The sequence below is a fragment of the Sphingomonas rosea genome, assembly GCF_039538065.1.
Taxonomy (GTDB): Bacteria; Pseudomonadota; Alphaproteobacteria; order Sphingomonadales; family Sphingomonadaceae; genus Sphingomicrobium; species Sphingomicrobium rosea.
In genome coordinates, this window is the sequence record NZ_BAABBR010000001.1 from 1,423,784 (window position 1) to 1,444,060 (window position 20,277).

Below are 20,277 nucleotides of genomic sequence, written 5' to 3' on the forward strand. Positions count from 1 at the left end.
GGAAGAGGGGTGCGGGAGCGACGCCCTTGCGCTAGGGCGGAGCCCATGATCCTGTCCGAACGCATCCTCTACATCGACGCCGAAGCCATCGTGCTCGACAAGCCCGCGGGGCTGCCGGTCGACACGCCCAAGCGCGGCGGCGACAGCATCGAGGGGCGGATCGATGAGCTCAAGGCCGGCTTCAAGCGGCCGCCGACGGCGATGCACCGGCTCGACCAGGACACGTCGGGGTGCCTGCTGTTCGGGCGCCATCCGAGCGCGCGCGCGGTGTTCCAGCAGGCGTTCGAAGGCGGCTCGGTCGAGAAGACCTATCTGGCGGTGATCGCCGGCGAGATCGCGGGCGAGGAGGGCGAGATCGACCTGCCGCTCGCCAAGAAGAGCAGCGCCGAGGCGGGCTGGAAGATGGTGGGCGACCCCAAGGGACAGCGCGCGGTGACGCGGTGGCGCAAGCTCGGTAGCCGGGACGGCCGGACCCTGGTCGAGTTCAAGCCGCTGACGGGGCGCACGCACCAAATCCGAGTCCATGCGCGCGAGGGGCTGGGCGCGGGGATCCTCGGCGACCGTGTCTATGGCGTGCCGGGCGGGCCGATGCTGCTCCACGCGAGCCGGCTGGTCGTGCCGCGGCCCAAGCGGCCGGCGGTCGACGTGACCGCGCCGCTGCCGGAACATTGGGGGGCGTGGGCGGAACTGTTGGCGCCGGCGGTGGGCGAGGCTTCGGATGACGAGGCGGCGCCTTCGCCGGTTGAGGTCCCCGCCGTCGGCGGGATGACGGAAGACGGCGGGCCCACGGAAGCCGATGCGTCCTGAGGACGTCCGCATTCCCGAGGAGGCGCTGAGCGAGACCTTTCTCGCGAGCACGGGGCCCGGCGGGCAGAACGTCAACAAGGTCGCGACCGCCTGCCAGCTGCGGTGCAACGTCTACGCGCTGGGCCTGCCGCCTTACGCCTACGAGCAACTAAAGGCGCTGGCGGGCTCGAAGCTGACGATTGGCGGCGAACTGGTCATCACCGCGCGCACCCACCGGACGCGTGAGGCCAATCGCGAGGAAGCGCGGCGGCGACTCGCGGGGCTGATCGCCGACGCCCTCCACCGCGACCCCAAGCGCCGCCCCACCAAGCCCAGCCGGGCCGCCAAGGCCAAAAGGCTCGACAGCAAGAAGGGCCGCGGGGCGGTGAAGGCGATGCGGGGCCGCGTCAGCCTCGACTGAGTCGAGGGTTCGGAACCAACCCATTGCGGAAATCGGCCCGAGGCACGATCATCCGGCGATGGTGGCGAAGCGGGAACTCGACGGCGGCACGGTGCATGATCTGCCTGACGATCTCGCAGCGGCGCTTCGAGGCTCGGCCGAGGCGGCGGCGACGTGGCGCGACATCACCCCGCTCGCGCGCAACGAGTGGATCTGCTGGGTGACGAGCCCGAAGAAGCCAGAGACGCGGGCGAAGCGGATCGCTTGGGGGCTCGAGAGCCTCGGCGAAGGCAAGCGGCGGCCGTGCTGCTGGCCGGGGTGCAAGCATCGGGAGGCGGGACAGTGATCGGGTTGGGGTTGGCCATGCTCGTGGCCACGGCACCGACGGATGCATCGGTAAGGGTGACCAGCACCGCGATTCCGGTCGGCAAGGACGAGCGGGTCGGGCCGCACATGATCCGGCTGAATGCGCATGCCCTTGCGGTTCCGGCGAGCTTCATTCGCGGGATGGACGATGCGGAACTGTTCGGCCTCGGGCTGATCAAGTCGGGGGAGCGCTGCCTCGCGATGTCGACCGCCGGCACGATCCTGTCGGCCGACGCCGCGCCGTGCGCACCGCTTGCAACGCACCGGTACAAGTCGATCCCCTGCGATGCGGCGGTGGTCCGGGACGCGGGGCTCGGCTGGCGGATCGGCTGCCGGGTCGAGCACGACGGGCGCAGTTCCTTCGTGGCGACGCGCATCGACGGGACCGAGACAAAGCTGATCGGCTCGGTTTCCGAGCGGGTCCGCTTCATCGAACCCTTCATCCTGCACGACCGCTTCATCCTGCGCACGCTCGGGTCCGACACCGGGGACCGGCTGCTGATCACCGAATATTATTGGGGACCGAGGGACAGCGAGGGGGACTGAAGCTCCGGCTCTAGTCCTGCTCGCCTTCGCTGCGGAAGGGGACGACGGGGCGGCCGACGTCGCCTTGGCCGACGGTGCGGCCGGCCATTTCAAGCATCCGCTCGAGCGGCACGCGGGCCTTGTCCATGAGCTCGGGCTCGAGTTCGATCCGCGGCTCGAGGTCGCGCAAGGCCACGTAGAGCTTCTCGAGCGTGTTCAATGCCATGTACGGGCACATGTTGCAGTTGCAGTTGCCGTCGCCGCCGGGCACCCCGATGAACGTCTTGTGCGGGGCGGCCTTCTCCATCTGGTGGATGATGTGCGGCTCGGTCGCGACGAGGATGACGTCGCTCGGCGAATTGATCGCGAAGTCGAGGATGGCGCGGGTCGAGCCGACATGGTCGGCATGGTCGACGATGTGCGGCGGGCACTCGGGATGCGCGGCGACCGGCGCGCCGGGATATTGCGCCTTGAGCTTGAGCAGCTCGGTCTCGCTGAAGGCCTGGTGGACGATGCAGATGCCCGGCCACAGCAGCATCTCGCGGCCGGTCTTGCGGGCGAGGTAGCCGCCGAGGTGACGGTCGGGGCCGAAGATGATCTTCTGCTCCTTGGGGATCTGGCTGAGGATCACGTCGGCCGAGGAGCTGGTGACGATGATGTCGCTCTGCGCCTTCACCGCCGCCGAGCAGTTGATGTAGGTCAGCGCGATATGGTCGGGGTGCGCGGCGCGGAAGGCGGCGAACTGGTCGGGCGGGCAGCTGTCCTCGAGGCTGCAGCCGGCGTCCATGTCGGGCAGGATCACGATCTTCTGCGGTGACAGGATCTTGGCGGTCTCGGCCATGAAGCGGACGCCGCAGAAGGCGATGACGTCGGCGTCGGTCGCGGCGGCCTTGCGGGAAAGGTCGAGACTGTCGCCGACGAAGTCCGCCAAGTCCTGAAGCTCGGGCTTCTGGTAATAGTGCGCGAGGATGACGGCGTTCCGCTCCTCCTTGAGGCGCTGGATCTCGCCGAGCAGGTCGACGCCCTTGAGGCTGGTTGCGGGTGCGGACATGCGCCCGAGATAGGCGGGGCCTCAGCCCGCGGCAATGCTCTGGGCGAGGGCATTCCACGCGGGCGTGCGCGAGAGGAGCTCGATCGCGAGGCGCGAGACGACCAGCAGCAGCGCGATCACGAGGGTCGCGGGATGGACCCGGCCGAGGACCTTTCGGTCGTGGCGGGCGAGGATCGCAACCGCGCCAAGCTGGATGCCGGTGGCGACGAGCCCGCCGACGGTCTGGCCCATGAGCGGCATGGGGAGGAGGCGGCCGAGCGCGGGCTCCATGACCATGATGCCGGTGCCGACCATCAGCCGCCGATGCCATTCGATCTGGCGGCGCTTGACGATGGCAAGGCCGACCACGAGCGCGAAGCCGAGCATCCCGAACTGGTTCAGCGCGAGGAAGAAGCCGTTGGTGAAGAAGGGCGGGACGGTGCCCATGGCGATGGCGTGGACGCCGGTGAAGCTGCCGAAGCCGACCACCGCGACCGCGAGCAGGACGGCGAGCCAACCGGTCTTGCGGTGGATCGCGACCTGGCCGCTCGAGATGAGGGTGCTCTGGAGGACGTAGACGCCGAGCCAACTCACCATCAGCGCGCCGTGGACGTGGAGGAACCAGGGGGCCTCGATGATATTGACGAAGCCGCGCAGCTCGAACTGGATGAAGCCGAACAGTATGAAGGCGGCCATGGCGATGGCGAAGCGGGTGAAGAAGGCCTGATCGGCCATGAACCCGCGCACGGGCGTGGCGGTGGTTGCAGCGTTGCTAGCCATGCGAAATCCCCTGTCGCCGCTCCCCTGCGGCTACGGCGACTCGATAGCGGAAAACGGCGCTTTTGTCAGCGGGCCTGTTGGCGTTCGGCGAGGACCTGCTCGATCGAACGGCTGACGTCCCAGCGCTCCGTGCTGGGCGTGCCGCTCGCCGGCGTGACGACCCGGACGGTGAGCGGGCCGAGACCCGCGGCATCGAGCGGCGCGCGGGCGAGGCCGGCGACGACCTTCTCGGCATTGGCCTGCGCGCGGGCGAGGTTGGCGGGCTCGGCGGCGACTTCGCCGGCCTTGGCGGTGGCGAGCTGCGAGGCGCGGCGCTGGAGGTTCACCGAGGCATTCCGGGTAACGAAGACCCCGCTGGTGCCCGCGACCGAGCGATTGGCCTCGTCGACATTGGGCGCTTCGGGCGTGACGATGGGAACGCGGATGGTGAGGATGCGGTTCTGCTGATCCCAGCGATAATCGTCGGCGCCGAGGCCCGAGAGGTCGAGCGTATATCCGACGCTGTAGGGGATGGTCGCCTTCTGCGAGGAGCGGAGGATCGGAAGCGCGCCATTGTCGACCGTGGTGACGTCGAGCGTGCCCTTCACCTCGCCGACCTTGAGCGCGGCCTTGTTCGAGAAGGTGGCGGAGAGGACCCGGACGATGCCCTGCGCCTGCGCGAGCTCCTCGTCGACGCGCTTTTTCTCGGCCTTTTGCTGCATCCAGAAGCCAAGGCCGCCGAGGACCAGCAGGGCGACCAGCAGCAACGGCCAGTGACGTTTCAAGCCTTCCATGTCGCTCCAACGCGGGTCACGCGTCCCTGCTCCTCGAGGGTGACGAGGTGGGCGAGCGCGGTCGCCTGCGCCGCGCGGACGAGGCGGGCGTCGAGGCCGGGATAGGCGCGGGCGGTGAGCGCCTCGAGCGTGCCGGGCTGTTCGGCGGCAAGGCGCTGGAGCTGGCGCTCGCGCTGCAGGCGGTGACCGAGCAGGCCGCGCAGCAGGCGCTGGGGGTCCTCGACCGGCTCGCCGTGCGCGGGGTGGTAGATGGTCTCGGGCCGGCCCTGCAGCTTCTGGAGGCTCGCCATATAGTCGCCCATGTGGCCGTCGGGCGGGATCACCACGGTGGTCGACCAGCCCATCACATGATCGCCGCTGAACAGCCGCTCGCCCCAAGCGAAGCAGAGGTGGTTCGAGGTGTGGCCGGGAGTGTGGACGGCTTCGAGCGGCCTACCTTCGTGGGCGAAGGTCTCCCCGTCGGCGAGGATGCGGTCTGGCGCGTAGTCGGGGTCGAAGCCCGCTTCCTGGTTACCGGGGATGGCGAGCGGCGCGCAGCCCCAGACGGGCGCCCCGAGGCGCGCGGCGAGCGGCGCGGCGCCCGGGCTGTGGTCGCGGTGGGTATGGGTGACGAGGATGGCGTCCACCGGGCGCCCCGCCACCGCCGCGACGATTGCGTCGAGGTGGGCGTCGTCGACCGGACCGGGGTCGAGGACGAGCAGGCGATCGGTGCCGATCAGGTGGACCCAGGTGCCTTCGCCGGTGAAGGGCGAGGGATTGGGCGCGAGCAGCCGGGCGAGGTCGGGCCCGAGGGCGTAGAGGCGGCCGGGCTCATGCGTCACGACATGGCACAAAGCAGAGGAGTCGCCGGGGAGCAACTCCTCCGCAAGTGGCGACTAGCGGCCGCCGGCCTTGATCCTGGCGATCTGGCTTTCGAGCGAGGCGGTGATCCGGTCGCGGGTCTCGGCGGGAAGGTCCTTGTTTTCAGCGATCCGCTTTTGCGCGTTCTGGAGCGCCTCGACCCGCTTGGCGGGATCGCCCTTGGCGCAGATCATGATCCGCGTCTGGACCTTCTTGCCGTCCTTGTCGGTGACGCTCTGGTCGGTGCTGACCGCCGAGCCGGTGTCGCAATCGGTCATGGCGATGCGGTGCTCGCCCTGCGCGGCGCCGTCGCGGTCGACGCGGACGATCCGGACGTCCTCGGTCGTGCTGCCCTTGGGACCGCCCTCGCGGATGACGATCCTGCGGGTCTCGCTTTTGCCGTCGGGAGTGGTGACCGATTTGCCGTCCTTGCCGTCGAGGACGATGATCTCGCGGACGATCTTCTTTTCGGGTGGCGGCGGCGGCGCGGGCGGGGCGGCCTGCGCGATGGCGGCCGAAAGCAGCAGGGTGGTGAGCATGATCGTTCCCCTCGTCATTGCATCGAGACGCCAGGGTAACGGCGCGTTCGATAAACGGCGGATGAACGAGGGTTCAGGCTTCTGCGAGCGATCCCGCAGGGACGGCGGACGGACGGGTGAGGGCGGAGCCGCGGCGGGCGAGGGCGGCGGGAACGATGGTCCCGAACAATTGGTCCATGCTGTGCGCCCAGCTATATTCGCTCGAGACATAGGCGCGACCCTTCTCGCCCATCGCTCGCCAGTCGCCGCGCAGGACCTCGAGAATGTTGGCGGCCATGGCCGCGCTGTCGCCGACGGGACCGAGGAGGCCCATGCCGGGAAGGATACGGTCGGGCATGGCGCCGCCGTCGACCCCGACGACCGGGAGGCCCGAGGCCTGCGCCTCGATCACCGAGATGCCGAAGGTCTCGTTGGGCATGGCCGAGACGTAGAGGTCGCTGCTGGCGAGCCACCTGGCGAGCACGTCGCGGTCGGTGACGAAGCCGGGGGTGACGATGCGCGGATCGCCGAGCGCCTCGAACTGCTCCTTCTGCGGGCCCTGGCCGAGGAGGACGAGGCGTGCGCCGAGATGCTCGGGCAGGCTGCGGAAGGCCTCCACCACGATGTCGGGGCGTTTCTCGACGTCGAGGCGGCCGACGTAGATGAGCAGCGGATCCGTGTCGCCGGCGCCGATCGAGCGCCGAAGCTCCATGTCACGGCGGTCCGGGCCGAAATGGTCGAGGTCGATCCCGAGCGGAAGGATGCGGACGTCCTCGATCCCGAGCGAGCGGAGCAGGCGGCCGCCGCCATTTTCCGACAAGGCGTAGACCGCGTCGAACTGGCCGTAGAGTCGGCTGCAATAGTTATAGCACAGGCGGCTTGCGGCATCGGCGAGCGAGTCCGGCATGACCTTGGAGAAGGGACGCTGCACATAGACCGTGGGAAAATCGGTCATGTAGGCGGCGACGAGTGCGGTGTCGGGGTAGGCCTTGCGATGCTGAATGGCGGCCCACGGCAGGTTGTAGGCGTCCTGGCACTCGATGACGTCGGGCTGGAAGCTCGCCAGCGCCTTTTTCACCGCGCCGTTGCGCAGGAGCAGGCGGTAGTGCGGGCTGAACGGGACTTTCGGGCTCTTGAGCCAGACGGTGATCGCGCGGCCCTCGTCGCTTTCCTCGATCGCATCATGCGGCCCGGGCAGGATCATCAGATGCCGGTGCGGCGTGTTCGCGATGATGTGCGCGCGCTTGGCCCGCAAATAGGTGCCAACCCCGCCGCCGACGTCAGACCAGCTCTGGGTCAGGTCGGCGAACAGCATCGGGCGCTCGATGGCGGAGGAAGGCGAGACGGCATTCACGCGAAGCGCCAATGCGCCGAACAAGGGAAAGTGCCAAGTCCACCGACGATGAAGCTTTGGCAATGTGTCGGATTGCTTGACAGCCGGGCAGGGCGCTTCGACAACAAGGACGAAGAAAACACCGGTTTTCCGCCATTGGCGAAAAACTGGCACGGCCACTGCTTCTTGAATGGCGTCCACTTTGGTTCCACGCCAAACAGAGGGGCGGCAAGGCGGTTTCTGGTCCCGCCTCGCCGCCCCTTCTTGTTTCCGGCGATGCCGATGACGCTCAGGCGTCGGCTCCGACGAGGGTCTTGAGCTCGCCGCTTTCGAACATTTCCATCATGATGTCCGAGCCGCCGACGAATTCACCCTTCACGTAAAGCTGCGGGATGGTCGGCCAGTCGCTATATTCCTTGATGCCCTGACGGATCTCCTGATCCTGAAGGACGTCGACGGTCTCGTAGGACACGCCGAGATGGTCGAGGATGGCGATCGCGCGGCTCGAGAAGCCGCATTGCGGGAAGAGCGCGGTGCCCTTCATGAAGAGGACCACGTCGTTGCCCTTGACGAGGGCGTCGATGCGCGCGTTGGCGTCGCTCATATTCTTACTCCTGGGGGATGGCGGTGGTCAGCTGGAGGGCGTGCAGTTCGCCGCCCATCCGGTGACCGAGCGCCTTGTAGACCAGCTGGTGCTGGCGAACGCGGGGGAGGCCGGCAAACGCGCTGCTGGTCACCGTCGCGGCATAATGGTCGCCGTCGCCGGCAAGATCGCGAATCTCGACCCGCGCATCGGGAATGGCGGCGCGGATCAGCTCTTCGATCTCCTGGGCCTGCATCGGCATCGGATCAGCCCTGCGCTTCCATGAGCTGGCGACGGGCCTCGATCGTCTGATCCTGCAGGGCCTGGCGGATGGCGGCCTCGTCGATGTCGATCTGCGCGCCGGTGAGGTCGCCGAGCAGCTTGCGGATCACGTCCTCGTCGCCCGCTTCCTCGAAGTCGGCGCGGACCACGTCCTTGGCATAGGCCTCGGCCTCGACCGGCGACAATTTCATCAGGCCGGCGGCCCAGTGGCCGAGCAGCTTGTTGCGGCGGGCGATGACCCGGAACTTCATCTCCTCGTCATGCGCGAACTTGGTCTCGAAGGCGCGTTCGCGATCGTCGAAGGTGGTCATGCTTGCTCCCGCTTGATGGTTGACGCCGAGATAGGCGGGCGGGCGCGAAACCTCAATGGAGCAAGGCTTGCAGGGCGACGGGCGCTGCTCCACAAGCGGCGCGCAATTTTTTGCGTCAAAAGGATGTTTCTCCGATGCTGTTCCTGTTCGCCGCCGCCGCCCTCGTCCAGGCCGCTCCCGCCGCCCAGCCCCCGATCGCCGAGGCCGCGCAGGCGTTCAAGGGCTGCATCGAAGCCAAATTCTCGACCGTTCCGGCGACCGTTACCCCCGAGGCTGGCGCCGACGCGCTGATCGCGCAGTGCAAGGCCGAGAACGACAAGCTCGACACCATCTTCGAGGGCATGATCGCCGCGGCGCCCGCCGACCAGCAGGCCTTTGCCCGCGAACAGTACAAGCAGGGCATGGCGCAGGGCCGGCAGGGCCTGATCGACGGGATCAAGAGCGCCCGGGCTGGCAAGGCGCCCGCCAAGTAAGCGTTGGTCGCCCGGGGCGCCGTGCCCCGGGCGCCCTTCCTCAGATCTCGACCACCAGCTTGCCGATGACCTGACGCGCGGCCATGGCGGCGATCGCCTTGCCGGCTTCGGCGAGCGGATAGGTGGCGGAAACGACCGGGCTGATCTTGCCCGCGTCCCATAGCGCGAACAATTCCTCGACATGCGCCTGGTTGGCGGCGGGGTCGCGCGCGGCGAAGGCACCCCAGAAGACGCCGCAGACGTTGCAGCTCTTGAGCAGGGTCAGGTTGAGCGGCAGGCGCGGAATTCCGGCGGGGAAACCGACCACGAGGTAGCGGCCTTCCCAGGCGATGGCGCGAAGCGCGGGCTCGCAATAGTCGCCGCCGACCGGATCGTAGATGACGTCCGCGCCCTTGGGCCCGACCGCTGCCTTGAACTGGTCGGCGAGCGCCTTGGACGCCTCCTTGTCGAAGGGCCCGCGCGGGTAGACGATTGCTTCGTCGGCACCGGACTTGCGGGCTGCCTCTGCCTTTTCCTCGCTCGAGACGGCGGCGATCACGCGGGCGCCGCGCGCCTTGCCGAGCTCGACCGCCGCGAGGCCCACGCCCCCGGCCGCGCCAAGCACGAGCAGGGTCTCGCCGGCCTTCAACTGGCCGCGATCCCAGAGCGCGTGGATCGAGGTCGCGTAGGTGAGGAGAAGCGCGGCGCCCTGGGCGAAGCTGCGGCTTTCTGGGAGGCGGAAGGCGCTTGCGGCGGGGATCGCCATTTCCTCGACCAGTCCGCCGAAGCCCGGAACGGCGATCAGGCGGTCGCCGATGCCCCAGCCGGTGACGCCCTCGCCGAGACCGATGACCTCGCCCGCGATTTCGCCGCCGGGCGCGAAGGGCCGGGGCGGGCGCATCTGGTACTTGTCCTCGATGATGAGGACGTCGGGGTAGTTGATCGCGGCGGCGTGCACCCGGACGAGGAGCTCGCCCGGGCCGGCGACCGGCGAGGGGAGGTCGGTGAGCTGGAGGGTGTCGGGGCCGCCAGGCGCGGTGGAGAGCAGGGCTTTCATGGCGACCCTTGTACGCGGGCGCGGGCCGGGGTCCAGTTCAGCGTGCGCGGCGGCGATAATCCTCGACCACCTGCGCGGCGGTCTGGCCGCCGAAGGTGGTTCGGCGGCGGGCGTCGGGATCGCGGTCGGCGTAACGGCGGGCGGGCACGCCGGCGAGCGCACGGTCGAAGTCGAGGCGGTCGGCGGCCGGAAGATCGGCGCGGGCCTGCGCCACCGTTTCCTCGAAGCGTTGCGGCGAGGAGCCGTCGATGACGGTCGGCGCGGCGGGCGAGCAGGCGGCGAGTGCCGCCGCGAGCGCGAGACTAAGGCCGGGTCTTGGCGGCAAGGCCGGCGATCCAATGCTCAAGCGCGGCGGTGTCGGCGATGTCGCCGTCGAAGCGATGCGCCGGCATGGCGGGCTGGTTCGATCCGCGGGCGCGACCGCGGTAGACCTTCATCGGTACGCTGACGCTGGTGAGGCGTGTTGGCAGGATCCGCTCGCGGATCTCCATGTAGAGGGTGTCGGCGCTGGTCGGTCGCCCGACCTGGACCGCGCCGACCTTCGTCCACAGGTCGACCGCGTCGAGGCAGGCCGAGGCGCAGGAGGAATCGGTCAGGACATAGACCGGGTGGGCGAGGCGGATCGGGGCCGGCGCCGGGGCGAGAGCCTTGGTAGTTGCGGCGGACGGGGCGCTCCTGGCGGGCGGGTCGAATTCGACGTGGCGCCAGAGCGGCTGCTTGCGGGCGATGGCGGTGCCGAGCCCGGCGATGACCGAACGGAACCAGCCATCGGCTTCGGGGGAAAAGCCCTCGCTGTCGCGGCGATCGGCATAGCCGTTGGCGATTTCGGCGAGGTTGGCGGGCGAGGCGCGCCAGTCGACCTTCACCTCGGGTCCGGGTGGAAGCCGGTCGGGGGCGCCCTCACCCCAGATCGCCTCGGCAATCTGGCGCGACCAGTCGGACGAGCCGCCGCCGTTGCCGCGCAGGTCAAGGACGATGGCGGGGGCAGCGAGCAGGCCGGCGCGGTCTTTCCGGATGCCGGCGATGAGGCCGGGGAGCGCCTTGGCGGCGTCCGAGCTCGACGAACCGCTGAACGAGGGCATGGCAATCCAGCGAAGGCCGTTGGACAGCGTCCGCGCGCCAAAGTCGCGGCGAATGGCGCCGCGCAGTTCGCGCATCAGCGTGCCCATGCGCTCGGGCGCGAGCGGGCGCCAGGCAAGGGCGATGTCGCGGCGCTTGCCGGCAACCGCGAAGGTGCAGCGCTGGGCCCTGGGGATGAGCTTGCTGCCCTCGTCGAGGAACAGCATCGCGCCCCATCGCTGCTGCTGCGCCTCGAGGTTCCAGCGGCCCCACATGGTGCCGAGCGTCGCCTCGGCGTAGCGCGCCGCGCTCATCCCGTCGCAGGAGAGGAGTTCGGCGCCCCTGGGAACGGGGCTGCCGGGCTCCTCGGTGTCGACGACGATCCTGCCGCGCCCGTCGAAACGGGTCGCGAAGCCCGGCCAGCTGAGGTCGTTCGGCGTGTCGCCGAGCGCGCCGAAGCCGAGATGCCCGTCGTTGAACGAGGACGTGTAGATCCGCAGCGGGAAAAAATAATCGGCGTAGGTGCGGGCGGTCCTGGCGCGCTCGAGCGCGATCCGGAGCTGGCGGTCGTTGTTGGCGGAGAAGGTCGGGTCGAGGCTGTTGACCGGGCCGGGGTGATTGGCGGCGAGGTCGTCGTGCAGCGCCTGCGCATCGCGCGCGAGGGCCTCGGACCAGTTGCGCTCCGCCGGAGGTGCCGCCACCGCGACCGACGCCGCGAGAACGAGCAGCGATGCCCCCATCACCCCTGTTGTCATGCCTTCCCCCGAAGCGATCCCTAGTGCTCGTAATGCGCCGTGGTCTTGGCCGCGACTTCCTCGGCGGTGACGCCCGGTGCCATTTCCAGGAGCTTGAACGGGCTCTGGTGATCGGGCCGCTGAAAGACCGCGAGATCCGTGATGATCATGTCGACGACGTTCTTTCCGGTCAGCGGAAGCGTGCAGGACGGGATGAACTTGGGATCGCCGTTCTTGGCTGTGTGCTCCATCACCACGATGATCTTCTTAACGCCCGCGACGAGGTCCATCGCGCCGCCCATGCCCTTGATCATCTTGCCCGGGATCATCCAGTTGGCGATGTCGCCGTCCTGGCTGACCTCCATCGCGCCGAGCACGGTCAGGTCGATGTGTCCGCCGCGGATCATCGCGAAGCTGTCGGCCGAGCTGAAATAGCTCGACGAGGGAAGCTCGCTGATCGTCTGCTTGCCCGCGTTGATGAGATCGGGATCGACCTCGTCGTCATAGGGGAAGGGGCCGATGCCGAGCATGCCGTTCTCGGACTGGAGCGTGACCTCGAGCCCGTTCGGGATGTGGTTGGCAACGAGCGTCGGGATGCCGATGCCGAGGTTGACGTAGAAGCCGTCGCGCAGCTCGCGGGCGGCGCGGGCTGCCATTTCATCACGCGTCCAGGGCACTAGCGGCGGCCTTTCATGTCGGTGGGGATTTTCAAGTCTGGCCGCTCCTGCTGCCAGAGGATGGAATGAACGCGCCACGTGCCCATGGGATCGCGGGCGAGCTGGAAGCTGTTGATGCCGCGGACGTTGACCGTGCCGTCGGTGCTGGTGCCGTGGTAGGACGACCAGACCTGCGCGACATTGCCGTACATCTGGACGCGGCCGGTGAGCTCGCGCTCGGTGAAGCCGACCTTTTCGAGCATCGGGCCGCCCTTGGCGATGTAATCCTCGAGCGAACCGCCCGAGAGGCCATTGCGTCCGACCGCGTAGAGTCGGGCGTCGGGGGTGAAGAGGGTGCGCATCCGTGCCCAGTCGCGCTTGCTGCCGGCGGGACCGGAGATGACCGCATAGACGTCGGCGACGGCGCGGCGGACCGCGGCTTCTTCGGCCGCCGGTGTGCCGAGCGGCTTCGAGACCGAGGTGGCGGCCGGCGGAGACGCGGGCTGGGCGACGGCGAGCGCGATGGCGGCGAGGATCATGGTCATGCGGCCTCCCTTTGGCGGACGGTGCGGAACTCGATCTTCTTGTCGTAGGGCGCGCCGAGGATAAGGCGCTTCACGTAGATGCCGGGCAGGTGGATCGTGTCGGGGTCGAGGCTTCCGACGGGGACGATCTCCTCGACCTCGGCGACGCAGATTTTGCCCGAGGTGGCGGCGGGCGCATTGAAGTTGCGCGCGGTCTTGCGGAACAGGAGGTTGCCGCTCTCGTCGGCCTTCCAGCCCTTGATGATGGCGAGGTCGGCGCGGATGCCGCGCTCGAGGATATAGTCCTCACCATCGAAGTTCTTCACTTCCTTGCCCTCGGCGACCTTCGTTCCGACGCCGGTCTTGGTGTAGAAACCGGGAATGCCCGCGCCGCCCGCGCGGAGCCTCTCGGCGAGCGTGCCCTGCGGGCAGAATTCGACCTCGAGCTCGCCCGCGAGATACTGGCGCTCGAATTCCTTGTTCTCGCCGACGTAGGACGAGATCATCTTCCTGATCTGGCGGGTGCGCAGCAGCTTGCCGAGGCCTTCGTTGTCGATGCCCGCATTGTTGGAGGCGACAGTCAGGTCCTTGACCCCGCTGGCGACGATCGCGTCGATCAGGCGCTCCGGAATGCCGCACAATCCGAACCCGCCCGCGGCGATGGTCATGCCGTCGTAGAGCAGCCCGTCGAGCGCGCTTGCCGCATCGGAATAGATCTTCCTGGCCAATCAACCCTCCTGATTTGCCGCCCGCCTAGGCAAAGTTGAATCACTTTTCAACTTCGTGGACGGCGGCAAGCTTCTTGGGTCGATTGATGGTCCGCGGGGGCGAGGAGGGCAAGGGGATGGGTGCCGCACGTGCGGAGCTTATCGGCATGGCGAGGGTCGCGTTTGTCATGAAAAAGGCCGCGCCGCCCTCCTTCCGGAGAGGCGACGCGGCCCGTTCGCGTTCGAATGTCGTCGCTTAGCGCAGCTTGGCGAGCACGCCCTGGAGCTGCATCGCGTTCGACATGTCGCCTTCGACCTTGAGCTTGCCGGTCATGAAGGCGGTCATGCCGTCGAGCTGACCCGCCGCCATCGACTGCCAGTCGTCCCAGGCGACCTTGATCGTGGTGTCGGCGTCGCCATCGTCCTCGGTCACCTGGTTGCTCTGGCCATCGAGCATGATCGCGCCCTGATCGCCGAAGTGGAGCTTGACCTTCTTGCCCGGAATGAAGGCCTGCGCCTCCTGCATCTTCTGCACCAGTTCCTGCTTGGTCATCCCTTGAGCTCCCTTGTGAACATCATTGTCAGTGACGGGTAGCGGCAGCCTCCAAGCGCCGTCAATCCATGTGGCGGAGGCCGATCCGAAGATAATCCCAGCCGGTGACGACGGTGAGGGTCGCGGCGGCCCACAGGCTGGCGAGGCCGGTCCAGTGCACCCACTGGGCCTGAGGCACCGAGCCGGCGAGGATCAATGCGCCCAATGCCACGAGCTGGAGCGTGGTCTTCCACTTGGCGAGCTGCGAGACCGGCATCGAGATATGCAGGGGCGCGAGGAATTCGCGCAGGCCCGAGACGATGATCTCGCGCAGCAGGATGACGAGCGCGGGGATGATGTGGAGGCCGTGGATGATCGGGTCGTCGACCGCCTTGCGGGTCGAGACCAGCATGATGATGACCGCGGCGACCATGATCTTGTCGGCGATCGGATCGAGGAACTGGCCGAGGCGGCTGATCTGACCCTGCGCGCGGGCGAGATAGCCGTCGAAATAATCGGTGATCCCGACGATGCAGTAGAGGACGAAGGTGATCGCATAGTCGAGCGGCGCCGGAGTCCACAGCAGGAAAACCAGGATCGGCACCGCGAAGATGCGCGACAGCGTGAGGATGTTGGGCAGCGACAGCATTGCAGGAGAGAGTGTCTAGCGAGGCCGGCGGCGTTTGCAAAAGCCGCTTGTGTTGGCGTGTCCCGAAAGGAGGGCTAAGGCTCGTCCCTTCGTTCGCGTCTCGGCAGGTTTCCACTTGATCCAGAATGTCACGCACCTGCTGAAGACCCGGCGCTTCGTGCCCCTGTTCGTCACGCAGTTCCTGGGCGCCTTCAACGACAATCTGTTCCGCACCGCGATGGTGCTGCTGGTCATCTACGGCATCTACCGGTCGGCGGCGCAGGAGGCGGCCTTTTCGGCGCTGGCGGGCGGGCTGTTCATCCTGCCCTTCTTCCTTCTTTCGGCGCTGTCGGGGCAACTGGCCGACGCCTATGACAAGGCGCGGATCGCACGCGCGGTGAAGACCGCCGAGATCCTGATCATGATCTTCGGTGCGGCCGGGCTCTATTACCAGAACATCCCCTCGCTGCTGGTCGCGCTGACCGCCATGGGGATCCATTCGACTTTCTTCGGGCCGATCAAATATGCGATCCTGCCGCAGCACCTCGAGCGCGACGAAGTGCTCGGCGGGACGGGGCTCGTCGAGGCGGGCACCTATATCGCGATCCTCGGCGGCACGATCCTCGGCGGGCTGCTCGTCGTGCAGGACGCGGATGGCACCTATCATGCCGAATATGCAGCGCTCTGCGTGCTGCTGGTGGCGCTTGCCGGGCGGGTCGCGGGGCAGTTCATTCCTGCCGCGCCGCCGTCGACCGAGGACAGCGGGACGGTGAACGATCCCGACCTGCCCAAGGCGGAGCTCGACTGGCACGTCGTTCGGGCCTCGATCAACCTCGTCAAGGCGACGATGCACGTGCCGCGGCTGTTCGTAGCCATCATGGCGATCAGCTTCTTCTGGGCGATCGGCGCGGTGCTGGCGGCGCAATTCCCGCCGCTGGTGAAGAACGTCTTCGGCGGCGACCAGAGCGTCGCGACCCTGTTCCTCGCGATCTTCTCGATCGGGGTGGCGGTCGGATCGGTGATCATCAACCGGCTGCTGAAGGGCGAGGTGTCGGCCCGCTTCGCGCCCATGTCGGCACTGCTGATGGGGGCCTGCGTCATCGCGCTCTACGTGCTGAGCCTTGGCTGGACGCCCTATCCCGAGCTGGTCGGGATGAAGGTGTTCCTTGAAGAGCCGGCCGGCTGGCCGGTGGTGCTCGCGCTGTTCGGGGTGGCAACCTTCGGCGGCATGTTCGTCGTGCCGCTCTATGCCTTCCTCACGACCACGGTGCCCAAGTCCGAGACCGCGCGCACGGTGGCGGCGAACAACATCGTCAACGCCGGCGCGATGGTCGGGGCGACCGTCCTGCTGTTCGTGATGGTGCAGGCGGGCGTATCGGTTGAGCAGACCCTGCTACTGGTCGCGGCGGGGACATTGGTGTCGGCGTGGCTCGGGAAGAAGCTCCACCGTGCCTGCCTCGAGGCGGGTTGCCCCTGATCGCTCAGGCGATGAACAGGCTGACGACGAGGAAGCCCGCGGCATAGGCGCCGGCGAACAACCGGACGTCGGGGCTGAGGCCCGAACTCACCTGCTTTTGCGCCCAGTCCAGCAGCCAGCGACGGCCGGTGCCGAACCTCAGGGGATGCTTGCCGCCGAAGCGGACCGAGAAGGGCAGCATTGCTGCCTGCGGGCGATGCATGGGCGAACCTTAACGCGGTTTTTACCATGCTCAAACGGCAGATCGGCGACGGCGGTTGCGGGCGTCCCAGAGCGGGATTCCGTGGTCTTTCGATACTTTTTTGGAAGTCTTCTCAGCCGATGCGGCGGGCGGCGGGCTCGGTCTGGCTGCGGCGACGGGCGAGGAGATCGGTCACGGCTTCGGCATCCATCGGCTTGCCGATGAACCAGCCCTGCCCGGTCTGCGCGCCGAGCGTGAGGGCCATGTCGAAGGTCTGGGCGTCCTCGAGGCCTTCGGCGGTCACGGGAATGTCGAGCGCCTGGGCGAGGGTGGTGACGGCCTTCACGATCGCCGCGCTCTCGCGGTCGACATGGACCGAGGCCATGAAGCTGCGGTCGATCTTGATCATGTCGAGGGGAAGAAGGCGCAAGTGCGACAGGCTCGAGAAGCCCGTGCCGAAATCGTCGAGCGCGATGCGGATGCCCTGGTTCTTAAGGCTGACGATGAGATTGCGGGCAAGGTCGATGTCGGCGAACAGCGAGCTTTCGGTCAGCTCGACGACCAGCCGCTCGGCGGGGAAATTGCGCTCGGTCAGCAGGCGGATGAGGCGCTGGGCGAGCCACAGGTCCGACAATTGCGCCGGCGAGATGTTGATCGAGAGACTGAGCTCGGGATCCCAGTCGCGGGCATCGTCGAGCGCGCAGGCGATGACGCTTTCGGACAATGGTCCGATCAGCCCCATCTCCTCGGCGACGGGAATGAAGATCTCGGGGCTGAGGAGGCCGCGATTGGGGTGCTGCCAGCGGGCGAGCGCCTCGAAGCCAGTCAGCCGCCCGGTCGCGAGATCAACCTGCGGCTCGAACAGGGGGATGAACTGGCCGTTGTCGATGCCGACGCGGATCGCCTGCTCGAGTTCGCTGCGCTCGATGAGGGCACGCTCCATGCCGCTGTCGAACCATGTCGGACGCGCGGCGCGGGCGCTGCGGGCGTGGTCAAGCGCGATGTCGGCGCGGCGCAGCAGCTCGGCGGCGCGGCAATGGGCGCCGGGCGCGGCGCTGGCGATGCCGGCGATGGCGCCGACCTGCGCGAAGGTCCCGGCAATGTCGTAGGTCCGGCTGACGTCGCGCAGCAGGGTTTCGGCAAGGGTCTCAGCGCTGGCGAGGTCGGCGGTGCGGACACAGGCGGCGATTGCGAATTCATCGCCCGACAGGCGGGCGACGACCGAATTCTCCGGCACGTCGGCGCTCATCGCGGCGGTAATCTCGCGCAGCAGCGCGTCGCCCATGTCGTAGCCAAAGCGGTCGTTGATCCGCTTGAAGCGCTGCATCTGGAGCGAGATGATGACGAGGCAATGATCGGCGTCGATCGCGGTCTGGCAGAGTTGCTCGACGCCCTCGGCGAACCCCTTGCGGTTGGCGAGGCCGGTGATGCTGTCGGTCGCGGCCTGGCGGGCAGCGCGGCGCTCGCCGTCGGCGCGCAGTTCGGCCTCGTGCTGGAGGTCGACGTAGCGGCGCCAGCCGAACAGGATCAGCGCGACGTTGAGGACGAGCGCCGCGGCGGCGACCTGGACGCCGGCGTCGAGGCCGCTGACCTTCTGGCTCGCGATGAGGTGGAGAAGGCTGCTGCCGTTCCAGATGAACGCCCCGACCGCCGCGAGCAGGAACAGGATGATGACCGCCTCGGCGCGCCCGAGGACGGAGCGCCGGAGCATGGTCGATGCGGCCGGAGAAAAACCAAGCATTGATCTCGATTAGACCGAAAGCCTTTAACAATTTGCTCCGTTTCGGTCTGAGTTCGCAACCGAACTGCCATTGCGGCTGGTGCGGACGGCGGGACTTGAACCCGCACTTCGTTCCCGAAAGCCGATTTTAAGTCGGCAGCGTCTACCATTCCGCCACGTCCGCGCATGCGGCGGCTTGCCCGCTCGGCAAGGGCGGGGTCAAGCGATCTGGGGCCTGCGGCCACACCGCTGAAGAAATAACGCTCCCGTCATGGACCCTGCCGGTCGTTTCGGCGTTCGTTCAGCCGCAAGACAGGAGAGAACACCATGCTTCGCAAGGTAATGACCCTCGCTTTGATCGGCAGCTCGCTGACGATCGCGGCCTGCAACACCGTTCGCGGTGCGGCAAAGGACGTGAACTCGGCAGCCAACACGGTCGACAACGCGATCTGATCTGAGGCATGGGTCATTCCGGTTCTTTAACGGAGTGTACCCATGCGGAAGTTCGTGACCTTGGTTCTGATCGGCGGCTCGCTCGCGATGACAGCCTGCAACACCGTTCGCGGCGTTGCGACTGACGTCAACTCGGCCGCCAACTGCACCGAGAACACGATGAAGGGCGGGCGCTGCTAAGGCTTCCGTTTTCATCGTTACAAAGAAAAACCCCGTCGGCTCAGCGCCGGCGGGGTTTTTCTTTTGCTTCAGAGCGCGAGGTTGAAGCGGAGCGGCGCGAGGCGCCAGTTGTCGGGCTTCATGCCCGCTGCGAGCGCAAGGTCTACTGCCTCCTGCGCGGCCTCCTTATTCACCGACCAGGCTAGCGCACAGAGCGGATCGTAGCTGGTGTTGACGGGCAGCTTGCGCTGTTTGCGCTCAAGGACGACCGACGGCTCCAACGCCGCAAAGGCCGACATCCTGCGCATGTCGGCGGGGGGCAAGCTGCCGAGGTCGGGGGCGAGAAAATCCTGCATGCTGTTCCAGTAGGCCGCCTGGAACAGCGTCTCGAGGACGCGGCGCCTGAGGCCTGGCTCGGCATCATGCAGCAAGGCGAGGTGCACCTCGTCCGGTCGCTCCCCGGCGAGTTCGCGCTTCGCGAGGATGTGGCGCACCTCGCGATCGCCGCTCTGGATCGCGAGCATCACAAAATTCTGGTCGAGGAGGTCGAGTTCGGCACCATGCGCGAGCTGGATCGGAGTCAGTCTGAGCGCCGCCGCCAACGCCGCAAAACTGGTGCTCTTCCAGTGCTCCCAGAAGGGGAAGGTGTTCGCCTCGGGACGCTCGGCGTAGCGGACGCGACCATGTTCCACCGCGAGGTGCCGGGCGAGGATCGCGGCGTGGTCGGCCTCGGTCTCGATGCCACCCATCGAATCGAGCTTGGCCTGCGCCTGCTCCCGGACCTTGGCCGCGGGATCGTCGAGGAAGCGCCGCATGAGCGGCACCTGCCAGGGGAGAATACCGCGATGCGACGCGCCTGCATTCAGGTGGTTGAGCAGGCTCAGCCGGTCGGCGACCGACAGCGATGGCCCGACGTCGATCACGAGCCGCGTGTAGGCCTCCGGGTCCCACGCCGCCATGCGCGACAAGGCCACGCTTCTTGGCTTCGGCTTCCAGCGCTTCCAATTTTCGCCGGTAAGCCGATTCCCTTCATTGAAGGGCGTCAGCCCCTCTTCCGAGAAGAAGTCGACCCAAGGCTGATAGAGGAGTGGGGAGCGGTCGAAGAGCTTGGCGTCTGGCACCCAGTCGCGCGGATTGGCGCTATAGCCACGTGCCTGCGCCAGGTTGAGCAGGTCCTTGAGGCTGCCGTTGCCGGTCGGCCGAAGGAAGGCGATGGCGGCCCGGAACGCCGCTCGCGCTTCTTCCCGCATCGGCATCGGCGGCAGGGCCAGCGGCGGCATCCGGGCGGCGAGCGCCTCGTCCGCGAAATAGTGGATCCCGGGGCCGAAGCCCGTGCTGCGGTGCTTGACCGTCTGAAATGACCCCAAAGACATGCGCCACGCCCCCCATGTCGAGACCGCCCCGGGCTCGT

General features: G+C 67.7%; 28 protein-coding genes and 1 tRNA gene. 8 read left to right on the forward strand and 21 right to left on the reverse strand.

What is annotated here, in order from left to right:
* Positions 1–45 precede the first annotated feature (45 nt).
* Genes ABD693_RS07120 through ABD693_RS07135 form a run of 4 tightly spaced genes read left to right on the forward strand, consistent with a single transcriptional unit; the run spans position 46 to position 2,098 of the window.
* Positions 46–807 carry an RluA family pseudouridine synthase gene (locus tag ABD693_RS07120; protein WP_344696327.1) on the forward strand — a complete coding sequence of 254 codons (762 nt, stop codon included), beginning with the start codon at positions 46–48 and terminating at the stop codon, positions 805–807.
* Positions 797–1,207: an alternative ribosome rescue aminoacyl-tRNA hydrolase ArfB gene (gene arfB, locus ABD693_RS07125; protein WP_344696328.1), complete on the forward strand. Its 411-nt coding sequence runs from the start codon at positions 797–799 to the stop codon at positions 1,205–1,207. The genes ABD693_RS07120 and arfB overlap by 11 nt, the downstream gene beginning before the upstream one ends.
* A 58-nt stretch (positions 1,208–1,265) precedes the next feature.
* Complete coding sequence (locus ABD693_RS07130) at positions 1,266–1,532, forward strand: YdeI/OmpD-associated family protein (protein WP_344696329.1); 267 nt, start codon at positions 1,266–1,268, stop codon at positions 1,530–1,532.
* Between the two features lie 56 nt (positions 1,533–1,588).
* The gene (locus ABD693_RS07135) at positions 1,589–2,098 is read left to right on the forward strand and encodes a hypothetical protein (RefSeq protein WP_344696330.1); all 510 of its coding nucleotides are present in this window, start codon (positions 1,589–1,591) and stop codon (positions 2,096–2,098) included.
* Positions 2,099–2,108: 10 nt separating this feature from the next.
* Here ABD693_RS07135 and nadA read toward each other — a convergent pair whose 3' ends face one another.
* The 9 genes from nadA to ABD693_RS07180 all read right to left on the reverse strand — a co-directional run bounded on the left by nadA (position 2,109) and on the right by ABD693_RS07180 (position 8,527).
* Positions 2,109–3,128 (reverse strand): quinolinate synthase NadA, encoded by a 1,020-nt coding sequence (gene nadA, locus ABD693_RS07140; protein ID WP_344696331.1) that lies wholly within the window; start codon positions 3,126–3,128, stop codon positions 2,109–2,111.
* A 21-nt stretch (positions 3,129–3,149) separates the two neighbouring features.
* Entirely contained in the window at positions 3,150–3,887 is a 738-nt protein-coding gene (locus ABD693_RS07145; protein ID WP_344696332.1) for an adenylate cyclase, read from the reverse strand.
* 65 nt (positions 3,888–3,952) lie between these two features.
* Positions 3,953–4,660: a DUF4230 domain-containing protein gene (locus tag ABD693_RS07150; RefSeq protein ID WP_344696333.1), complete on the reverse strand. Its 708-nt coding sequence runs from the start codon at positions 4,658–4,660 to the stop codon at positions 3,953–3,955.
* Complete coding sequence (locus ABD693_RS07155) at positions 4,648–5,481, reverse strand: MBL fold metallo-hydrolase (protein ID WP_344696334.1); 834 nt, start codon at positions 5,479–5,481, stop codon at positions 4,648–4,650. Before ABD693_RS07155 ends, ABD693_RS07150 begins: the two co-directional genes overlap by 13 nt.
* A 54-nt stretch (positions 5,482–5,535) precedes the next feature.
* Entirely contained in the window at positions 5,536–6,039 is a 504-nt protein-coding gene (locus ABD693_RS07160; protein ID WP_344696335.1) for a hypothetical protein, read from the reverse strand.
* Between the two features lie 73 nt (positions 6,040–6,112).
* A complete protein-coding gene (locus tag ABD693_RS07165) occupies positions 6,113–7,396 on the reverse strand; it encodes a glycosyltransferase (protein ID WP_344696336.1) in 1,284 nt (427 codons plus the stop codon).
* A 244-nt stretch (positions 7,397–7,640) separates the two neighbouring features.
* Positions 7,641–7,955 carry a Grx4 family monothiol glutaredoxin gene (grxD, locus tag ABD693_RS07170; RefSeq protein ID WP_344696337.1) on the reverse strand — a complete coding sequence of 105 codons (315 nt, stop codon included), beginning with the start codon at positions 7,953–7,955 and terminating at the stop codon, positions 7,641–7,643.
* 4 nt (positions 7,956–7,959) lie between these two features.
* On the reverse strand, positions 7,960–8,196 hold the full coding sequence (locus ABD693_RS07175) for a BolA family protein (RefSeq protein ID WP_344696338.1): 237 nt from the start codon (positions 8,194–8,196) through the stop codon (positions 7,960–7,962).
* A gap of 4 nt (positions 8,197–8,200) precedes the next feature.
* Positions 8,201–8,527 carry a DUF1476 domain-containing protein gene (locus ABD693_RS07180; protein ID WP_344696339.1) on the reverse strand — a complete coding sequence of 109 codons (327 nt, stop codon included), beginning with the start codon at positions 8,525–8,527 and terminating at the stop codon, positions 8,201–8,203.
* A 134-nt stretch (positions 8,528–8,661) separates the two neighbouring features.
* On the opposite strand from ABD693_RS07180, the gene ABD693_RS07185 reads away from it, so the two are divergent.
* The gene (locus tag ABD693_RS07185; RefSeq protein ID WP_344696340.1) at positions 8,662–9,000 is read left to right on the forward strand and encodes a hypothetical protein; all 339 of its coding nucleotides are present in this window, start codon (positions 8,662–8,664) and stop codon (positions 8,998–9,000) included.
* Between the two features lie 40 nt (positions 9,001–9,040).
* On the opposite strand, the gene ABD693_RS07190 is transcribed toward ABD693_RS07185, so the two are convergent.
* The 8 genes from ABD693_RS07190 to pgsA form a co-directional block, all read right to left on the reverse strand.
* On the reverse strand, positions 9,041–10,036 hold the full coding sequence (locus tag ABD693_RS07190; RefSeq protein ID WP_344696341.1) for an NADPH:quinone oxidoreductase family protein: 996 nt from the start codon (positions 10,034–10,036) through the stop codon (positions 9,041–9,043).
* Positions 10,037–10,073: 37 nt separating this feature from the next.
* Positions 10,074–10,361 (reverse strand): hypothetical protein, encoded by a 288-nt coding sequence (locus ABD693_RS07195; RefSeq protein WP_344696342.1) that lies wholly within the window; start codon positions 10,359–10,361, stop codon positions 10,074–10,076.
* Complete coding sequence (locus tag ABD693_RS07200; protein ID WP_344696343.1) at positions 10,339–11,850, reverse strand: S41 family peptidase; 1,512 nt, start codon at positions 11,848–11,850, stop codon at positions 10,339–10,341. The genes ABD693_RS07195 and ABD693_RS07200 overlap by 23 nt, the downstream gene beginning before the upstream one ends.
* Positions 11,851–11,870: 20 nt before the next feature.
* Positions 11,871–12,506: a 3-oxoacid CoA-transferase subunit B gene (locus tag ABD693_RS07205; protein WP_344696344.1), complete on the reverse strand. Its 636-nt coding sequence runs from the start codon at positions 12,504–12,506 to the stop codon at positions 11,871–11,873.
* Positions 12,506–13,030 carry a Cif family virulence factor gene (locus ABD693_RS07210; protein ID WP_344696345.1) on the reverse strand — a complete coding sequence of 175 codons (525 nt, stop codon included), beginning with the start codon at positions 13,028–13,030 and terminating at the stop codon, positions 12,506–12,508. The genes ABD693_RS07205 and ABD693_RS07210 overlap by 1 nt, the downstream gene beginning before the upstream one ends.
* Positions 13,027–13,737: a CoA transferase subunit A gene (locus ABD693_RS07215; RefSeq protein WP_344696346.1), complete on the reverse strand. Its 711-nt coding sequence runs from the start codon at positions 13,735–13,737 to the stop codon at positions 13,027–13,029. Before ABD693_RS07215 ends, ABD693_RS07210 begins: the two co-directional genes overlap by 4 nt.
* A 235-nt stretch (positions 13,738–13,972) precedes the next feature.
* Positions 13,973–14,269 carry an SCP2 sterol-binding domain-containing protein gene (locus ABD693_RS07220; RefSeq protein WP_344696347.1) on the reverse strand — a complete coding sequence of 99 codons (297 nt, stop codon included), beginning with the start codon at positions 14,267–14,269 and terminating at the stop codon, positions 13,973–13,975.
* Between the two features lie 61 nt (positions 14,270–14,330).
* On the reverse strand, positions 14,331–14,897 hold the full coding sequence (gene pgsA / locus ABD693_RS07225; protein ID WP_344696348.1) for a CDP-diacylglycerol--glycerol-3-phosphate 3-phosphatidyltransferase: 567 nt from the start codon (positions 14,895–14,897) through the stop codon (positions 14,331–14,333).
* A gap of 118 nt (positions 14,898–15,015) precedes the next feature.
* On the opposite strand from pgsA, the gene ABD693_RS07230 reads away from it, so the two are divergent.
* Positions 15,016–16,353: an MFS transporter gene (locus ABD693_RS07230; RefSeq protein WP_344697591.1), complete on the forward strand. Its 1,338-nt coding sequence runs from the start codon at positions 15,016–15,018 to the stop codon at positions 16,351–16,353.
* A gap of 4 nt (positions 16,354–16,357) precedes the next feature.
* Here the strand turns inward: ABD693_RS07230 and ABD693_RS07235 are convergent, their stop codons facing one another.
* From ABD693_RS07235 to ABD693_RS07245, 3 genes are all read right to left on the reverse strand, one after another.
* Positions 16,358–16,555 carry a hypothetical protein gene (locus ABD693_RS07235; protein WP_344696350.1) on the reverse strand — a complete coding sequence of 66 codons (198 nt, stop codon included), beginning with the start codon at positions 16,553–16,555 and terminating at the stop codon, positions 16,358–16,360.
* Positions 16,556–16,667: 112 nt separating this feature from the next.
* Positions 16,668–18,245, reverse strand: a complete 1,578-nt coding sequence (locus ABD693_RS07240) for a putative bifunctional diguanylate cyclase/phosphodiesterase (protein ID WP_344696351.1) — start codon at positions 18,243–18,245, stop codon at positions 16,668–16,670.
* 107 nt (positions 18,246–18,352) lie between these two features.
* Positions 18,353–18,438, reverse strand: a tRNA-Leu gene (locus ABD693_RS07245).
* A 143-nt stretch (positions 18,439–18,581) separates the two neighbouring features.
* Here ABD693_RS07245 and ABD693_RS07250 point away from each other — a divergent pair.
* Both ABD693_RS07250 and ABD693_RS07255 read left to right on the forward strand, forming a co-directional pair.
* A complete protein-coding gene (locus ABD693_RS07250; RefSeq protein ID WP_344696352.1) occupies positions 18,582–18,707 on the forward strand; it encodes an entericidin EcnA/B family protein in 126 nt (41 codons plus the stop codon).
* Positions 18,708–18,749: 42 nt separating this feature from the next.
* A complete protein-coding gene (locus tag ABD693_RS07255) occupies positions 18,750–18,887 on the forward strand; it encodes a hypothetical protein (RefSeq protein WP_344696353.1) in 138 nt (45 codons plus the stop codon).
* Between the two features lie 68 nt (positions 18,888–18,955).
* Here the strand turns inward: ABD693_RS07255 and ABD693_RS07260 are convergent, their stop codons facing one another.
* Positions 18,956–20,239, reverse strand: coding sequence for a DUF5691 domain-containing protein (locus ABD693_RS07260; protein WP_344696354.1), 1,284 nt, complete (start codon positions 20,237–20,239; stop codon positions 18,956–18,958).
* Positions 20,240–20,277: the final 38 nt, after the last annotated feature.

Excerpts from the sequence above, each read along its gene's own strand:
- ABD693_RS07260 (WP_344696354.1), bottom strand. The coding sequence starts at position 20,239 with ATGTCTTTGGGGTCATTTCAGACGGTCAAGCACCGCAGCACGGGCTTC.
- arfB (WP_344696328.1), top strand. The coding sequence starts at position 797 with ATGCGTCCTGAGGACGTCCGCATTCCCGAGGAGGCGCTGAGCGAGACC.
- ABD693_RS07210 (WP_344696345.1), bottom strand. The coding sequence starts at position 13,030 with ATGACCATGATCCTCGCCGCCATCGCGCTCGCCGTCGCCCAGCCCGCG.
- ABD693_RS07190 (WP_344696341.1), bottom strand. The coding sequence starts at position 10,036 with ATGAAAGCCCTGCTCTCCACCGCGCCTGGCGGCCCCGACACCCTCCAG.
- pgsA (WP_344696348.1), bottom strand. The coding sequence starts at position 14,897 with ATGCTGTCGCTGCCCAACATCCTCACGCTGTCGCGCATCTTCGCGGTG.
- ABD693_RS07255 (WP_344696353.1), top strand. The coding sequence starts at position 18,750 with ATGCGGAAGTTCGTGACCTTGGTTCTGATCGGCGGCTCGCTCGCGATG.
- ABD693_RS07220 (WP_344696347.1), bottom strand. The coding sequence starts at position 14,269 with ATGACCAAGCAGGAACTGGTGCAGAAGATGCAGGAGGCGCAGGCCTTC.
- ABD693_RS07145 (WP_344696332.1), bottom strand. The coding sequence starts at position 3,887 with ATGGCTAGCAACGCTGCAACCACCGCCACGCCCGTGCGCGGGTTCATG.
- ABD693_RS07120 (WP_344696327.1), top strand. The coding sequence starts at position 46 with ATGATCCTGTCCGAACGCATCCTCTACATCGACGCCGAAGCCATCGTG.
- ABD693_RS07240 (WP_344696351.1), bottom strand. The coding sequence starts at position 18,245 with ATGCTCCGGCGCTCCGTCCTCGGGCGCGCCGAGGCGGTCATCATCCTG.
- grxD (WP_344696337.1), bottom strand. The coding sequence starts at position 7,955 with ATGAGCGACGCCAACGCGCGCATCGACGCCCTCGTCAAGGGCAACGAC.
- ABD693_RS07130 (WP_344696329.1), top strand. The coding sequence starts at position 1,266 with ATGGTGGCGAAGCGGGAACTCGACGGCGGCACGGTGCATGATCTGCCT.
- ABD693_RS07150 (WP_344696333.1), bottom strand. The coding sequence starts at position 4,660 with ATGGAAGGCTTGAAACGTCACTGGCCGTTGCTGCTGGTCGCCCTGCTG.
- nadA (WP_344696331.1), bottom strand. The coding sequence starts at position 3,128 with ATGTCCGCACCCGCAACCAGCCTCAAGGGCGTCGACCTGCTCGGCGAG.
- ABD693_RS07200 (WP_344696343.1), bottom strand. The coding sequence starts at position 11,850 with ATGACAACAGGGGTGATGGGGGCATCGCTGCTCGTTCTCGCGGCGTCG.
- ABD693_RS07175 (WP_344696338.1), bottom strand. The coding sequence starts at position 8,196 with ATGCCGATGCAGGCCCAGGAGATCGAAGAGCTGATCCGCGCCGCCATT.
- ABD693_RS07235 (WP_344696350.1), bottom strand. The coding sequence starts at position 16,555 with ATGCATCGCCCGCAGGCAGCAATGCTGCCCTTCTCGGTCCGCTTCGGC.
- ABD693_RS07180 (WP_344696339.1), bottom strand. The coding sequence starts at position 8,527 with ATGACCACCTTCGACGATCGCGAACGCGCCTTCGAGACCAAGTTCGCG.
- ABD693_RS07185 (WP_344696340.1), top strand. The coding sequence starts at position 8,662 with ATGCTGTTCCTGTTCGCCGCCGCCGCCCTCGTCCAGGCCGCTCCCGCC.
- ABD693_RS07160 (WP_344696335.1), bottom strand. The coding sequence starts at position 6,039 with ATGCTCACCACCCTGCTGCTTTCGGCCGCCATCGCGCAGGCCGCCCCG.
- ABD693_RS07250 (WP_344696352.1), top strand. The coding sequence starts at position 18,582 with ATGCTTCGCAAGGTAATGACCCTCGCTTTGATCGGCAGCTCGCTGACG.